A 16,542-nucleotide genomic window follows, 5' to 3' on the forward strand; every position below is an offset into this window, starting at 1 on the left:
AAAACTGCTTTACCTTATCAATCCCTGCCATAAAATTGGCAAATAAACATTTCTCTTTTAAGTACTATTTACTCAAACTAACCTATTTTCATTACAAACTATATTCTTATTATACTGCATAGTTCCAGAAAATTACTCCTATATGCCTATAAATTGTAAAACGAAAACCAGTCTAAAGTAATAGTAGGTTTTATTATAACACGAATTTGCCACCACTTCACCCACGGCACTTAGAAAAATATCTATACAATCGCTTTGCTTTCGGATAAAATAAAAGCAGGCTGAACGTATCAACTTATGGAGGTTCCCTATGTTGGATCATTATTTAACCATTCAGAGTGATGGAAAGCACGAAATAATCATTGAAAAATCTCGCTTTATTTGTCATATTATGCGAGTTACAACAGAATCAGAAGCTCAAACATTTATTCAAACGATCAAAAAAGAGCACCGTGATGCTACACATAATTGTTCTGCTTATATAATAGGAGAAAATGACCAATTTCAAAAAGCGCATGATGACGGTGAACCAAGTGGAACAGCTGGCGTCCCAATGTTAGAAGTTTTAAAAAAGAAAAAGCTGAAAAATATAGCCGTAGTTGTTACTCGTTACTTTGGCGGGACTAAACTTGGAGCTGGAGGACTTGTCAGAGCTTATGGAAGCGCAGTGAGTGAAACTATCCAAACTATCGGAATAGTGGAATGCACACTTGCAACAATCATCAAATGTTCTTTCGCCTATTCACTTGTAGGAAAAATAGAAAATGCTCTTGAACAAAAAAACTATCAAATTAATGACAAAGAATTTACTGACAAAGTAGTTTTTCATGTATTTGTTGACAACGATGATATTCCACACTTTCGTAAGTGGATAACTGAAATGGCTAATGGCCAACTTGAATTAACAGAAAGCACTCAAAAATATAGAGAAAAGGATGTCTCTTAGTATGTCCACGAACTTATTTTTTCAATTACCAACTATTATCAAAACAGATCGAACCATTTTAAGAAAAACAACTTTAGCAGATGCAGCATCTTTATTTGACATTTGGTCAGATAATGAAGTAGCTCAGTTTATGAATATCGAAAAATTTTCTACTATTAATCAAGCAGAAGAAATGATTCAAGCTATTGAAAACGAACCAAACGCATGTAGATACACCATTTTCGCTACAAATGACTCCATTCACGCCCTCGGTTCACTCGGAATTAATGATATTAACAAAAATAAAGAAACAATTGAAATCGGCTATGAACTTGCTAGAAATTATTGGCAACAAGGCTATATGTATGAAATATTAAATAGTTTTCTTAAAACCATTTCGCCTTATCTGCCCTATAAAACTATTACAGCAAAAGTACTTCCTAAAAATGTAGCTTCAATTAAGTTGCTTAAAAAACTAGGATTTGAACTAATTTCTACAGGACAAGAATTGGATTTGCACTCTGGGAAAATTTGTGAAATTAGTAATTACCACTTAATTCTCAAATAGGACAAATATTACATTTTTGAAAGATAACATCATTTATGTATTTTTTTCTTATTAAATTCTGTATAATAAATAAAAGTTTAAAAATTAAAGAAACCGTAAATTGGGCGTAACATTCTTTAATGCCGTAAATGATACAATGAAACTTAGAAAAGTGACTATAAGGAGAATTAATATATGAGTAAAGGCAATGATGATAGCCGAAGAAGCAGCAAGAAGTACAAACGCAGAAGGAAGATTTTATTTTGGATTTTAATTCCGATAATGTGTTTAGTCCTAGCTGGTGTTGGATACGGCACTTATCTTTTTAGTAAAACCAAACTTGCAGCAGATAATTCTTTTGATAATGTTAGGAACGGTCAGGCTTCCACTTTACGATCAAAAGATATTGAACCTATAAAAGATAGTTTTTCTATTTTAATTATTGGCGTTGATACAAGTACAAAACGTGAGTCAAACGGCAATCCCCGAAGCGATTCACTTATCTTAGCTACATTTAATGTCAAAGACTCCCGTGTAGAAATGACAAGTATTCCTCGTGACTCTTACGTTCATATTGAAGATTCAGCAAAAGATATTGATAAATACACCAAAATCAATGCCGCTCATGCTTATGGTGGTCCAGAACTTACGATGAAAACGGTAGAAGAAGAATTCCAGATTCCGATTGATTACTATGTTCGTTTTGATTTTGACGCATTTCTTAAAATCATTGACGCTTTAGACGGAATTGATGTGGATGTTCCAGTTAGCTTCACGGAGCAAGACTCTAACGACAAAGCAGGAGCTATTTCCCTTGAAAAAGGACAACAACATCTTAACGGCGAACAAGCTTTAGCCCTAGCTCGTACAAGACATATTGATAGTGACATTGAACGTGGTAAAAGACAACAGCTAATTATTAAAGCAATCGTAAATGAAGCCACTTCTATTTCATCTATTAGTAAATATTCCGATATTATTAAAGTAGTTGGAGATAACATGAAAACCAATTTAACATTCAATCAAATGCTTTCCATTGCAAAATTTGGGATGTCTAATTCAATTGATATTAAATCATTAGAACTTAAAGGTGACGATAACCCAATGAATGGTGTTTATTATTATCAACTAAACGAAGACTCTGTTCATAGCATATCTAATCAATTCGCTGATGAACTTGGGATTAAAAAACCGTTCCCAAACGCAACTCCGTATTCAGATGATAGTTCAAGTACAACAAATTCTTCTAACTAAAAAAACTCCCAACAACTTGTTAATAGTTGTTGGGAGTTTTTTCAGTTTCGTTTTCGATGTATTTTTTGAAGTAAGTTAAGAATTGGTCGATAATCTTCACCAATCAATCCAATAAACTCCACTATAATTTCGATACTAAGGATTAATAATAGCAGTAAAAGCATTGCGCCCCAAGTAGTAGAAAAAGAAAATACGAAACCAGTCATCGAAAATAATAATGCCATACAATAAATTAATAATACTGTTTGTTTTTCAGTAAAACCAAGAGCCATTAGTCGATGATGAATATGTGATCTATCCGCAGAAGATATTGGCATTCGTTCTTTTAATCTCCTTACAATCGCAAAGAAAGTATCTGATAAAGGAACCCCTAGAATAATAAGCGGTACTAATAAAGAAATAAAAGTCACATTTTTAAAGCCCATAAGTGATAAGACTGCAATCATATATCCTAGAAACAGCGCACCCGTATCCCCCATAAAAATACTTGCTGGTGGGAAGTTATAAATCAAGAACGCCGCCACTGCAGCAGCCAAAATAAATGCTACAGGCGCAACAAACGTATCCTTAAGAAGCAAAGCCATACCTGCAATTGTCATTAAAGCAATTATTGAAATCCCGCCTGCTAAACCATCTAACCCGTCTATTAAGTTTAACGCATTAACAATAGCGACAATCCAAATAATAGATAATGGAATCGCAAAATACCCAAAGTCAAGTTGACCATAAAAAGGGATATTAATAAAATTTATCGTAATGTCGCCCCAAACAGTGACACATAAAGCAGCCAAAATTTGTCCAGCCATTTTCCATTTTGGGGATAAATCAAATAAATCATCTATGAATCCAGTAGCAATTATGATTAATGCTCCAAAGTAAATCGGCACAAAACCCGACTTATCAATTGGGGCTAGTAACATACCTACGGAAAAACTTATGAATATAGCTAGTCCACCTAGTGTTGCTGTTACTTTCGTATGTTTGTGCCGTTCGCGTGGCGTATCAACAGCATTAATGCGAAAAGCAAACTTTCTTATTAGTGGCACCATAATAATACCAACTGCAAAGCTAATTAATATACTCCATATTAGCAATGTTTTTTCAGCTCCATCCTATATTTAGCAACATTTCTTCTGTTGATTTTGTATATTTTTTTAATACATCTGAGTTTAATGTTACTCCAATTCCGTTATCCGTTGGCACTCTTAGTCTTCCTTTGTCTAGCACAAAATCTGGCGAGACAATATCTTCATGAAAATATCGATTGGATGCTGAAATATCTCCCGGGAATTCAAATTCGCTTCTAGCTGCTAGCGCAATATTGTGCGCTCTGCCAATTCCAGCTTCTAACATCCCACCACACCAAACAAGTAATTTATTTTCTGCACAGTACTCGGCTATCCTTAGAGCTTCACACATGCCTCCAACTCGAGCTAACTTTAAATTAATAGCTTGGCAACTACCAAGTAAATGAGCCTGCCTTACGTCTCCTAGCGACCGAATATTCTCATCTAAACAAATTCGTGTTTTTAATTGACTTTGTAACCATGCATGATCAACAAAATCTTTTGTTCCAAACGGCTGTTCAATCATTTCCAAATCAAATTGATCTAATTCTTTTAGCAATAAGAAATCTTCTCTATTATACGCTGAATTCGCATCAGCCATCAAGCTTAGTTTCGGGAATTTTTCCCGCACTGCTTTAATATACTGAATATCATGATTAGGCGCAACTTTTAATTTTACTCTTTGATAGCCAGCTTGAACATATTGCTCCACTAGTTGAAGTAAATCATTTGGATTATTTTGCAAACCAATACTCACACCTACGGAAATAAAATCTTTATTCGCTCCAATCATTCTAGCAAGCGAACTCTTTTCACTTTTAGCAAACGCATCCCATACCGCGAGTTCCACAGCTGATTTTGCCATCTCGTTTCCTTGTATCCAATTAAATATTCCATGAACTTCTTCAGGAAAATGAATTTCTTTTTGTGTAATTAGTGGTAATAAATGCTGTTTAATTATTTTAATTGCTGTTTCTAAAGTTTCTTCTGTATAATCTGGCAAAGGAAAAGCTTCTAATTCCCCATAACCATAAATACCATCTGCATTCATTAATTCTATAATATAAAAATCCTTACTTTTCAATTCACCATAACTAGTTTTAAATGGTGCAATGAGTGGAATCTCCACATGAATTAATTTTGCCTTTTGAAAATGCATTTCACTCACCCTTTTTCAAGCGTTTACTTTCTTTCCGAACCACAAGCATAAATTGAGGTATAGCCAAAAATCGTTTCCATCTAGAAGGATTAGAAAGCAAACGATAAACCCATTCTAACCTTAATTTTACCCAAATTTTCGGTGCTCTTTTCACATTATCTGTTAATACGTCAAAACTGCCTCCAACACCAATAAAAATCCCTTTTTTAAAATTAGCGATTTGCGATAAAATCCATTTTTCTTGAGCGGGTGAACCTAAAGCTACAAAAATAATATCAGGTTGTTTTTTTATGATATCTTCTGCAATTTTTTCACTTTCTAAAGCATCAAAATATCCATGATGTACACCGCTTACCACAGTTTGCGGATATTTTTCCTTCACTTTTTCTTCCACAGCCTGGCTTACTTCTGGTTTTGCACCTAAAAAATAGCAACGAAGCGGCTTATCTAATAAGCCTATCATCGTATCGTATCCAGTGACCCGTTCTGCTAAAGGTTCTCCCAATTTCTCTGAGGCCATAATAATACCGATTCCATCTGGGACAATGTAATCAGCTTGACGTAAGATTGCCTCAAATTCTTTATCTGTTCTCGCATGCATGACGATTTCCGGATTTGCAGTGACTACAAATAAACGTTCCTCATTGAGCGCCGCTTCATATAACTCTTCGACAAAATCAGCTTGAGTTGTATTATAAAAAGGTATATTTAAAATTGAAATTTCCTGGTTTTTCATATGTATCTCCTAAAAACTTTATTATGTATAAGTTTATCATAAAATGGTTATGCTTCCTATTTTTAATCCAGAAAAAAGGGCTGTATATAGCATTACGCTATTACAGCCCCTCAAAATGAAACAAATTAATCTAAAATTTGAACTTTAACTTGTTTTACGCCCCAATTATAGCATTCTTGTACTGAATTTAAATGTACATCAATTTTATTTCCTTTGATAGCACCACCAGTATCAGCTGCAATCGCTTCTCCGTATCCTTCAACATAAACTCTTGATCCTAAAGGAATAACAGATGGATCTACAGCAATAACGCGTGGATTATCATTTAAATCAATACCAGATGCTGTCATATGACCCATTCCTGGTTCTTCTTTACTGTATGCAGTTGCTGTTACAGTAACTTCTTTGGATACATTACCTTGAGATGCAGACGATTTGTTTGAAGATGCTGCTTTATTTGCTGATGTTGATTTTTGTGTTGTTGGAGCAGCTTTTTCTTGTTTAGGTTGTTCCGCATTATTTGTAGATGGCTTAACTTGCGTAGCCGGGCTCTCATTAGATTCAGCTTTACTTCCGATAGATAACTTTTGACCAACTACGATTAAATCAGATGAAAGATTATTCCATGATTTTAATTGGTTTACTGTTACTCCTTTGTCTGAAGCAATGTGTCCTAATGTGTCTCCTGCAACTACTGTATATTCAGATTTACTATTTGTAGATGTTTCTTTACCATTATTCACTTCTAACGTTTGATTTGGAAAAATAATGTCAGAGCTTAGTTTGTTGTCTTTTTTCAATTGATTTATAGAGACATTATTTTCATTCGATATTTTCCAAAGTGAATCGCCATCTTTTACTTTATACTCAGCTGCAAAAGCTTGAGTTGAACCAGAACCTGCAATAATTAAACCAGCCGCAATGGCTACTACTGTTTTTTTCATGTAATTAATTTCCCTCCTTGATAACTTTCGAGGATAATCGTACCATACGAATCTAGCGACTTGGTTACTAAAAAATTAAGCGTATATGACACACTCCAAGATAATAATAGATTTCTTGCAATATTTGTAAATTACCTTTATTGTCAGATTTTTATTATTATTGGCCTATATATTAAGCTATATCTCTTAACACAACGCGCTGTTATGCTTTACATCCCTTCGAAAACAACAATAAATATTTCACTTTTTGAACTAAATGAATCATTTTACTAGAATTGGAAAAATTTTCCATTACAAATTAAAGTAGCTTTTCTTCTAATTTAGTGATTTTTTATTTGTTTTTTCGGCTTAAATCTTGTTATATCCCTCTGTTTATAACAAAGTATTACATCATTCATCATCTTCCTGTACGATATTTACTATATGCTCCTCTTTATTTCTACTAGATAAATACCTGATTTGATGAACTAAGACTTCAGTAATATAGATTTTTTGCTCTTCTTTGTTCAAATAGTTCCTTGATTGTAACTCTCCAACTATACCTATCAACTGGCCTTTACTACAAAATTCTGCGGTTGCCTCCGCTCGCTTTCCCCATACAACACATTGAATAAAATCAGCATCGTTATCTACTCTTTTATTTTTACCAAACCTATTTAATGCTACTGTTAAATTCAAAACAGCTCTATCCTCTGTGGTCCATTTTAATTCAGGATCTTTTGTTAAACGTCCCACTAATGTTACTTGATTTATCATAATATAATCGCCTCTTTCTTTTGGTGTAAAGCGATTATATTGGATAAAAATTTATTTGTAAAATAGCCAAAATGGTGTTTTCAGTATGATTTCTATATTAAAAATGGAGTTTTCACTTAAAGGAAAATTGTTATTTTGATATACCTTTTTTACCTCAAAATACTATTTTCCTAAATTGCGACTTTTTTTAGTCTATGCTATTCTGATAACATCAAAAAGGCACCAAAACCTTCTTTAGGTTCTAGTGCCAATCATTTATTTCGGTAAATCAGAAAGTGCAAACATAATTTCTGCTTCACAAACTAAATCACCTTCAACAGTAGCTTTTACTTTAGCTTTTGCAATTGCCCCTCTCATCCGAGTAATTTCGGCTTCAAGTAAAAGTTGATCTCCTGGAATTACTTGCCTTTTAAATCGACATCCATCAATCCCAGCAAATAAGCCTATTTTTCCTTTGTTCGCTTCACTTTGCATCATAGCAATACCACTTGTTTGCGCAAGTGCTTCTACTATTAATACACCAGGCATTACAGGGTATTCTGGAAAATGCCCATTGAAAAATTCTTCGTTCGCAGTTACATTCTTTATGGCCGTAACTTTTTTACCTTCTTCAACCGAAATAACTCTATCTACAAGTAAAAATGGATAACGATGTGGTAAAATTTCTTTAATTTTTTTAATATCTAACATATAAATCCTCCAAATTTAATTTAGAACCATGCACGCTTTTTAGCTGTAAGTGAATCAAGCAAGATACCTGTTCCAAGCGCTACAACATCTAATGGATTTTCTGTAATTAATACAGGTACTTTTAATTGTTCAGACATTAGTTCATCTAAGCCATGAAGCAAAGATCCGCCACCTGTCATGATAATACCTCTATCAATAATATCTGCTGATAATTCTGGTGGAGTTTGTTCTAAAACTTGTTTCGCAGCAAGTACCATTAAATGGAGTGAATCATGAATCGCTTTTTCTACTTCTGAACTTGTGATTGATATTGTTTTAGGGAGACCACTTACTAAGTCTCTACCACGAATTTCCATAGTTTCTTCTTTAGATCCAGGACATGCAGTACCGATTGTAATTTTAATGTTCTCCGCTGTTCTTTCGCCAATAAGTAAATTATATTTACGTTTAATATAATTCAAGATATCTGAATCCCATTTATTACCTGCTACTTTAACTGATTGACTAGTTACAATATCACCCATTGACAAAACTGCTACATCAGCTGTTCCACCACCGATATCAATAATCATGTTTCCAGATGGCTCAAATATTTCCATACCTGCGCCGATTGCAGCAACTTTAGGTTCTTCTTCTAAAAATACTTGCTTACCACCACTTTTTTCAGCAACTTCTCTAATTGCCTTTTGTTCTACTGAAGTAATATTAGTTGGACAACAAATTAAAATACGTGGTCTAGAAAAGAAAGTCTTTAAATTTAATTTTTGTATAAAGAAACGCAGCATTTCTTGGACCATATCAAAGTCAGCAATAACGCCATCCTTCATAGGTTTAATTGCTGTAATATCTCCCGGGGTTCTGCCAACCATATCTCTTGCTTCTGTTCCAACGGCTAATACTTCACCAGTTTTATTATTTATAGCTACAACTGCAGGTTCATTAACGACAATTCCTCTACCTTTTACATGAATTAATACATTGGCCGTACCTAAATCGATACCAACATCCTTTGCCATTTATACTTTAACTCCTTTCGTGGTGTATCCCTATTTTTACATCTCATTTTGAATTATAGCATAATTTAAGGTGTGCTGAAATGTAAATTTTATGACAAAATGGTTTTTTCGAACGAATTTAAAAAAACCGCATCTAAAAGATACGGTTTTAAAGAACTAATTATTAAAATAACGATGCTAAATTATTAATATCAATTTTGGAATCATCAACACGTTCTACATCTGCTCCAAGTGATTGAAGTTTTCCGTGGAAATTATTGTATCCTCTATCAAGGTATTTTAATTCAGTGACTTGTGTATATCCATCTGCAACTAATCCTGCAAGAATAAGTGCTGCTGCTGCTCGTAAATCCGTTGCTGCAACTTCAGCGCCTTGCAATTTAGCTGGTCCTGAAATAATAACAGAATGGCCTTCAATTTTCATATCGGCATTCATTCTACGCATTTCTTCTACATGCATAAAGCGATTTTCAAAAACAGTTTCAGTCATAATACTTGTGCCTTCACTTAACATTTGGATAACCATCATTTGTGATTGCATATCCGTTGGGAAGCCTGGATGTGGCATAGTTTTAACATCAACAGCTTTTAATTTATCTGGGCCAATAACTCGAATACCGTTATCTTCTTCAATGATTTGAACGCCCATTTCTTCTAATTTAGCTATTAGTGAACTAATATGTTCTGGAACTGCATCTTCAATTAAAACATTTCCCCCAGTAATTGCTGCAGCTATCATAAATGTACCTGCTTCAATACGGTCTGGAATAATAGAATGTTCAGTTGCTGTTAGCTCTTTAACTCCTTCAATTCTAATTACTTCCGTACCCGCACCAATAACTCGAGCTCCCATTTGATTAAGGAAGTTAGCTAAGTCAACAATTTCGGGTTCACGCGCAACATTCTCAATGACAGTTGTTCCTTCTGCTAAAGTAGCTGCCATCATAATATTTTGAGTTGCCCCTACACTTGGGAAATCTAAGTAGACTTTAGCTCCAACTAATTTTTCAGCAGTTGCTTCAATATAGCCGTTTTCAATTTTCACTATCGCACCCATAGCTTCGAAGCCTTTTAAATGTAAATCAACTGGTCTTGAACCAATTGCACATCCACCTGGTAAAGCTACACGAGCTGAACCAGTACGGGCTAGAAGTGGACCCATCACAACAATGGAAGCACGCATTTTACGCACATACTCAAAAGGTGCATCAGAAGTTATATCTCCTGTTGCATCAACTGTTACTTCATCATTTACAAAGGAAACATCTGCATTTAGATATTTAAGAACCTCATTAATTGTAAATACATCAGACAAATTTGGGACATTTTTTAATATGCTAGTACCTTTACTCGCAAGTAAAGTAGCAGCTATTACCGGTAATACAGCATTTTTGGCACCTTCCATTTTCACAGAACCATTTAACTGTTTTCCACCGCGCACAATAATTTTTTCCAAAAAGAACCCCTCCGCGTTACTAATAACTAAATCATTTATCGAATTTTATTAATCAAAATTTAAATTTAAAACATATCTTAGTAATTCTACCACTTATTGACCTAAAATATCAACTGATTTTAACGTAATATTAAACTTACTTTAACCTTCTATTAATTTTTCGCCATAAATCGCTTTCTTAATTAAAAAAATTAATTAATTGTTTAGAAGCTGCCAAGTAATCTAAGAAGAAGTTACTTAAGGTATAGCCAAGCACAATGGAAATAATAACAAATAGTAATCTAGCTTGTGTAACATGGTTTTTCTTAATAAACTTTTCATAGTTAATTGCTTGCAAAGACCAAAAAGTAATAACTATAAATAATAAATGGGAAATGATGATGACATATGGTGATTCCATAATAATATTATACATGTGTTCGCTCCTCATATTTCGCTACTCTTCATTTTAACAAATATAGTTGGGAAAAAACAGTTTATGCACTTGTAGGCATAAAAAAATTCCTGGCAGAAGTGCCAGGAATTAAAATATCTATTAACTATGTTCTTTAGCATGGATTCTGTTGATGGCTTTCTGTAACGCTAATTGGGCCATTACTTCATCCACTTTTTGTTCTTTTGCTCGGCTAAGTTCTGCTTCTGCACGTTGTTTTGCTTTTTCAGCGCGATCAATATCAATATCTTGTTCGCGTTCAGCAGTATCCGCCAGAATATTAACTTCCTCACCGTTTACTTCCATAAAGCCACCGCCTACAGCGACCCATTCCTCACCAGACTCTACTTTTAAACGGACAATGTCTATTTTAAGAGGAGCAACTAGCGGAACATGGCCAGGTAAAATACCGAGTTCACCTGCTTTTGTTCGAGCAATAACCATTTGAGCAACGCCTTCATAAACAGGGCCGTCTGGAGTAACAATACTAACATTTAATGAACCCATACGTATTTCCTCCTGTTTTTATCAGACTTCAACGCCCATGTCTTTTGCTTTTTCAAGGACTTCCTCAATGCGTCCAACTGAACGGAATGCATCTTCTGGAATATGGTCATATTTACCGGCTAATAAGTCTTTAAAGCCTTTAACTGTTTCTTTAACAGGCACATAAGAACCTTTTTGACCTGTAAATTGTTCTGCAACATGGAAATTTTGTGATAAGAAGAACTGAACACGACGCGCACGGGAAACAGATTGTTTATCTTCATCCGATAATTCATCCATACCTAAAATCGCAATAATATCTTGAAGTTCTTTATATCTTTGCAATAAGCGTTGAACTTCTGTCGCTACTGCATAGTGTTCTTCTCCAACAATATCAGGAGAAAGCGCACGAGATGTAGAAGCAAGTGGATCTACCGCTGGGTAAATACCTTGTTCAGTTAATTTACGTTCCAAGTTAGTTGTTGCATCTAAATGGGCGAAAGTTGTAGCCGGAGCCGGGTCAGTATAATCATCGGCTGGCACATAAATTGCTTGTATAGAAGTAACAGAACCAACATTAGTGGATGTAATTCGTTCTTGTAATTGTCCCATTTCAGTAGCTAGCGTTGGTTGATAACCTACCGCAGATGGCATACGACCTAGTAATGCCGAAACCTCTGATCCAGCTTGTGTGAAACGGAAAATATTATCAATAAATAAAAGTACATCTTGGTGTTCTTCATCACGGAAATATTCAGCAATTGTCAAACCAGTTAAAGCAACACGCATACGCGCACCCGGTGGCTCATTCATTTGACCAAATACCATGGCTGTTTTTTCAATAACGCCGGAATCTTTCATTTCAAAGTAAAGGTCGTTACCTTCACGAGTACGCTCTCCAACACCTGCAAACACTGAAATACCACCGTGTTCTTGTGCGATATTATGGATAAGCTCTTGAATTAAAACAGTTTTACCAACACCGGCACCACCGAACAATCCGATTTTACCACCTTTTAAGTATGGTGCTAGCAAATCAACTACTTTAATTCCTGTTTCAAGAATTTCTGTTGTGGTTGCTAATTGATCGAATGTTGGAGCTTCGCGGTGAATTTTATTACGTTTAATATCGCTTGGAAGTGGTTCATCCAAATCGATGGTGTTTCCTAATACATTAAATACACGACCAAGAGTTACTGTACCAACTGGAACTGTAATTGGACTCCCAGTATCAATAACTTCCATACCTCTTTGAACACCATCGGTTGATGCCATTGCGATTGTACGAACAACATCATCACCTAATTGAATGGCTACTTCTAAAGTAAGCTGGCTAGTTGGCGCTTCTTCTGCATCAGATTTATATTCAATAACTAGGGCGTTGTAGATTTCAGGTAAGTTTCCACCTTCAAATTTAACGTCTACAACTGGACCCATAACTTGGATTACTTGTCCTTTAGACATGCAATTATTCCTCCTCACTTACCTTCCCAATTATAGGGACGTTACAAGAAACGCCGACTTCTATTCTAGCGCGGCTGCTCCTCCGACGATTTCGGTAATTTCTTGCGTGATCGCAGCTTGGCGAGCACGGTTATATTGTAGTGATAAGTCACTGATTAAATCGGACGCATTGTCTGTCGCGCTTCTCATGGCTGTCATACGAGCAGCATGTTCAGCGGCTTTGGCATCCAGAAGTGCTCCGAAAATTAGGCTTTCCACATATTGCGGTAATAATACTTCCAGGATTTCTTGTTCGGAAGGCTCGAATTCGTATGTAGTTAAATCTACATCTGCTTCTTTACCTTTTTCGTGAAATTCTGTCAGTGGTAATAGTTGCTCTTTTCTCAGTTCACTAGAAATAGAATTGATATGGTGATTGTAATAAATGAAAACCTCGTCATAAACACCATCTTCAAACATTTGAACTGTGTTACTAGCAATATCTTTAATTTCCGCAAATATCGGGTGATCTGTGATGCCTTGTACTTCTAAAACCACATTCATTTGACGCGCTTTAAAGAAGTCACGGGCAGATCTACCTACAGTGATTATTGCATATTCATCACTTGACGTATGCTTTTTATTAATTTCTTGAAATACTTCTTTGATGACCGAACTATTGTAAGAACCTGCAAGTCCAGTATCAGAAGTAAGTACGATATAACCAGTACGGTGAACGGGTCGAGATACAAGCATTGGATGATCATTACTGTTACCAGTGCTAGCCACATGGGTTACTACGTCTTTAATTTTAGAAACGTAGGGCTCGTATGAACGAGCATTTGATTCTGCACGACCTAGTTTTGCAGCTGATACCATTTGCATTGCTTTTGTAATTTGACTTGTTTTACGCGTAGAAGTTATTCGTTGTTTAATATCGATTAAAGATGCCAAAGATTTTCACCACCTTTGAATTTATTCCGAGTCTAAATTATTTTTCTTCAGAAGGAACAAATGTATTTTTAAATTCTTTTAATGCTGCTTCAAGTTTCGCTTCATCAGGAAGTTTTTTCGTTGTACGAATTTCTTCTAAAAGCTCTGGGCGATTATGATCAAACCATGTATTCATTTCGGACTCAAAACGCAGGACATCATGAACTGGTACATCATCCAGATATTTATGAACAAGTGCATAAAGAATCAATACTTGTTTTTCAACTTTCAAAGGTTTGTGCAAATCTTGTTTTAGAACTTCTACTGTACGTTTACCACGTTCTAGTTTCGCACGAGTAGCAGCATCTAAGTCTGAACCGAATTGTGAGAAGGATTCCAGCTCACGGTATGCAGCAAGATCTAGACGAAGTGTTCCAGCAACTGTTTTCATTGCTTTAATTTGCGCTGATCCACCTACACGGGATACAGAAAGTCCGGCGTTAATAGCAGGACGTACTCCGGAGAAGAATAAATCAGATTGCAAGAATATTTGCCCATCAGTAATAGAGATAACGTTTGTAGGAATATAAGCAGAGATATCTCCTGCTTGTGTTTCTACGAATGGAAGAGCCGTAATGGATCCGCCACCTAAGCTATCATTTAATTTTGCAGCACGTTCCAGCAAACGGGAGTGCAAGTAGAAAACATCCCCTGGATAAGCTTCACGACCTGGAGGACGACGAAGTAATAAGGACAGCTCACGATAAGCAGCTGCTTGTTTAGATAAATCATCGTATACAACTAAAACGTGTTTGCCGTTGTACATGAATTCTTCAGCCATTGCAACACCAGCATATGGAGCCAAATAAAGAAGTGGCGCTGGTTGAGATGCAGCAGCAGTTACGACGATTGTGTAATCTAACGCACCGTGATGACGTAAAGTTTCTACGGCATTACGAACAGTAGATTCTTTTTGACCAATAGCAACATAAATACAGATCATGTCTTGGTCTGCTTGATTTAGAATAGTATCAATCGCTACAGATGTTTTACCAGTTTGACGGTCACCAATAATTAACTCACGTTGACCACGACCAATAGGAACAAGTGCATCAATTGCTTTAATACCTGTTTGTAATGGTTCATTTACCGATTGACGTTGCATAACACCAGGTGCTACAGCTTCAATCGGACGAGTTCCAGTTGTTTCAATTGGACCTAAACCATCAACCGGTTGGCCTAATGAGTTAACAACACGCCCAATAAGCGCCTCGCCAACAGGAACTTCCATAATTTTACCGGTACGACGAACTTCATCGCCTTCACGGATTTCAGTGTAAGGACCTAGAATAATGATACCAACATCATTTGTTTCTAAGTTTTGGGCCATACCCATTACACCATTTGAGAACTCTAACAATTCACCAGCCATTGCATTATCGAGTCCATGAGCACGTGCAATACCGTCACCAATGTAGGTAACCGTACCAACATCACTCACTTTTAGTTCAGAATGATAATTTTCAATCTGCTGTTTTATGATTGAGCTGATCTCTTCAGCCTTAATGCTCATTGATTTCACCCCTCGTTAAACGGAAACTAGGCTTTAATTTGCCGTTCCATGTCCTTTAATTTCGTTTTTAGACTGTCATCATATATACGGGTTCCAATAACCACCTTGACTCCCCCAAGAAGGGATTTATCAATGTGATTTTGGATGTTTAATTTTGTTTTGTTCATTTTCGCAGCAAATACTCTCGAGAGCGCCGTAAGTTCTTGTTCAGAAAGCGGGATAACAGAATAAACATCCGCATCCGCAACTCCACGCAAGTCATTTACGCGTTTTTGATATACATCCGCGATAACAGAAAGATAATCTTCTCTGTTACGGTCGATTAAAAGGTAAATAAAATCTCTTAACGTCGGATTGATTTTTTCAAAAACAGCGCTGGCAAGATTTTTCTTTTGCTCGGTCGTGAAAGTAGGATTTTCAAGTAGTTTTACAAAATCTTTATTCGCATTTAATGCGGCTTTTAATTCAGTTAATTCTTCTGAAAAAACGTCGACTAAATCTTTATCTTGGGCTACTTGAAAAAGCGCATTGGCATAGCGACCTGCAACTTCCAAATCTTTACTCATTTGTCATCCCCTAGCCTTTCGATATAATCTTGGATAAGGTTAGATTGTTCTTTTTCATCCAGATTTTTTTCGATGACTTTCGATGCAATAAGAACAGATAAGGAACCGACTTGTTCACGAAGCGCGGAAATAGCATCTTCTTTTTCACGTGCAATATCGGTTTTTGCTTCTTCTTTTATACGTTCTGATTCACGTCTAGCAGTTTTGACAATTTCTTCGCGTTCTTTTTCACCAAGCTGTTTTGCATTCTCAATCATTGTTTGAGACTCAACACGTGCTTGTTGTAAGACACTTTTTTGTTCAGCAAGTAATTGTTCTGCTTGAGCACGGCTTTCTTCTGCCGCATCAATTTCAGAACCAATATGCTCTTCACGCTCTTTCATAACACCCATAAGAGGTTTCCAAGCATAAATTCGGATTAAAACTAGCAAAATCGCGAAAGCAAAAAGTGTAAAGAATGCATCACCAAACGTAAATGCGGAACCAATTACTAAATGTGGTTGTAACACGCCAGTTTCACTCCTTTCTATACATTCGCTTGAATTATTCGTTCAAAAC

The 16,542-nt window shown here is 35.8% G+C and carries 18 protein-coding genes; 3 read left to right on the forward strand and 15 right to left on the reverse strand.

Annotated elements, in window-relative coordinates; genetic code table 11:
- Positions 1-310 precede the first annotated feature (310 nt).
- The 3 genes from LWE_RS12615 (at position 311) to LWE_RS12625 (ending at position 2,726) form a co-directional block, all read left to right on the forward strand.
- Positions 311-946 (forward strand): YigZ family protein, encoded by a 636-nt coding sequence (locus LWE_RS12615; RefSeq protein WP_011703196.1) that lies wholly within the window; start codon positions 311-313, stop codon positions 944-946.
- Between the two features lies 1 nt (position 947).
- Positions 948-1,493: a GNAT family N-acetyltransferase gene (locus LWE_RS12620; RefSeq protein WP_011703197.1), complete on the forward strand. Its 546-nt coding sequence runs from the start codon at positions 948-950 to the stop codon at positions 1,491-1,493.
- A gap of 174 nt (positions 1,494-1,667) precedes the next feature.
- Positions 1,668-2,726: an LCP family protein gene (locus LWE_RS12625; RefSeq protein ID WP_011703198.1), complete on the forward strand. Its 1,059-nt coding sequence runs from the start codon at positions 1,668-1,670 to the stop codon at positions 2,724-2,726.
- Positions 2,727-2,767: 41 nt separating this feature from the next.
- Here LWE_RS12625 and LWE_RS12630 read toward each other — a convergent pair whose 3' ends face one another.
- From LWE_RS12630 to atpF, 15 genes are all read right to left on the reverse strand, one after another.
- On the reverse strand, positions 2,768-3,820 hold the full coding sequence (locus LWE_RS12630) for a glycosyltransferase family 4 protein (protein ID WP_011703199.1): 1,053 nt from the start codon (positions 3,818-3,820) through the stop codon (positions 2,768-2,770).
- 7 nt (positions 3,821-3,827) lie between these two features.
- Entirely contained in the window at positions 3,828-4,952 is a 1,125-nt protein-coding gene (gene menC / locus LWE_RS12635) for an o-succinylbenzoate synthase (protein WP_011703200.1), read from the reverse strand.
- A 1-nt stretch (position 4,953) separates the two neighbouring features.
- Positions 4,954-5,688, reverse strand: a complete 735-nt coding sequence (locus tag LWE_RS12640; RefSeq protein WP_011703201.1) for a WecB/TagA/CpsF family glycosyltransferase — start codon at positions 5,686-5,688, stop codon at positions 4,954-4,956.
- Positions 5,689-5,813: 125 nt separating this feature from the next.
- Positions 5,814-6,632, reverse strand: coding sequence for a LysM peptidoglycan-binding and 3D domain-containing protein (locus LWE_RS12645; RefSeq protein WP_011703202.1), 819 nt, complete (start codon positions 6,630-6,632; stop codon positions 5,814-5,816).
- A gap of 390 nt (positions 6,633-7,022) precedes the next feature.
- On the reverse strand, positions 7,023-7,388 hold the full coding sequence (locus tag LWE_RS12650; protein WP_011703203.1) for a single-stranded DNA-binding protein: 366 nt from the start codon (positions 7,386-7,388) through the stop codon (positions 7,023-7,025).
- A gap of 255 nt (positions 7,389-7,643) precedes the next feature.
- Positions 7,644-8,078: a 3-hydroxyacyl-ACP dehydratase FabZ gene (gene fabZ / locus LWE_RS12655; RefSeq protein ID WP_011703204.1), complete on the reverse strand. Its 435-nt coding sequence runs from the start codon at positions 8,076-8,078 to the stop codon at positions 7,644-7,646.
- 20 nt (positions 8,079-8,098) lie between these two features.
- Complete coding sequence (gene mreB, locus LWE_RS12660) at positions 8,099-9,094, reverse strand: rod shape-determining protein MreB (protein ID WP_011703205.1); 996 nt, start codon at positions 9,092-9,094, stop codon at positions 8,099-8,101.
- Between the two features lie 163 nt (positions 9,095-9,257).
- Positions 9,258-10,550, reverse strand: a complete 1,293-nt coding sequence (murA, locus tag LWE_RS12665) for a UDP-N-acetylglucosamine 1-carboxyvinyltransferase (protein ID WP_011703206.1) — start codon at positions 10,548-10,550, stop codon at positions 9,258-9,260.
- Between the two features lie 178 nt (positions 10,551-10,728).
- Positions 10,729-10,965: a DUF1146 family protein gene (locus LWE_RS12670; RefSeq protein WP_011703207.1), complete on the reverse strand. Its 237-nt coding sequence runs from the start codon at positions 10,963-10,965 to the stop codon at positions 10,729-10,731.
- Positions 10,966-11,085: 120 nt separating this feature from the next.
- Positions 11,086-11,490: a F0F1 ATP synthase subunit epsilon gene (locus LWE_RS12675; RefSeq protein ID WP_011703208.1), complete on the reverse strand. Its 405-nt coding sequence runs from the start codon at positions 11,488-11,490 to the stop codon at positions 11,086-11,088.
- Between the two features lie 21 nt (positions 11,491-11,511).
- Entirely contained in the window at positions 11,512-12,933 is a 1,422-nt protein-coding gene (atpD, locus tag LWE_RS12680; protein ID WP_011703209.1) for a F0F1 ATP synthase subunit beta, read from the reverse strand.
- A gap of 60 nt (positions 12,934-12,993) precedes the next feature.
- A complete protein-coding gene (locus LWE_RS12685) occupies positions 12,994-13,866 on the reverse strand; it encodes a F0F1 ATP synthase subunit gamma (RefSeq protein WP_011703210.1) in 873 nt (290 codons plus the stop codon).
- Between the two features lie 37 nt (positions 13,867-13,903).
- Positions 13,904-15,418: a F0F1 ATP synthase subunit alpha gene (gene atpA / locus LWE_RS12690; protein ID WP_003720846.1), complete on the reverse strand. Its 1,515-nt coding sequence runs from the start codon at positions 15,416-15,418 to the stop codon at positions 13,904-13,906.
- Between the two features lie 26 nt (positions 15,419-15,444).
- On the reverse strand, positions 15,445-15,984 hold the full coding sequence (locus LWE_RS12695; RefSeq protein ID WP_011703211.1) for a F0F1 ATP synthase subunit delta: 540 nt from the start codon (positions 15,982-15,984) through the stop codon (positions 15,445-15,447).
- A complete protein-coding gene (atpF, locus tag LWE_RS12700; RefSeq protein ID WP_011703212.1) occupies positions 15,981-16,493 on the reverse strand; it encodes a F0F1 ATP synthase subunit B in 513 nt (170 codons plus the stop codon). The genes LWE_RS12695 and atpF overlap by 4 nt, the downstream gene beginning before the upstream one ends.
- Positions 16,494-16,542: the final 49 nt, after the last annotated feature.

This window comes from Listeria welshimeri serovar 6b str. SLCC5334 (assembly GCF_000060285.1).
In the GTDB taxonomy this organism is placed as follows: Bacteria; Bacillota; Bacilli; order Lactobacillales; family Listeriaceae; genus Listeria; species Listeria welshimeri.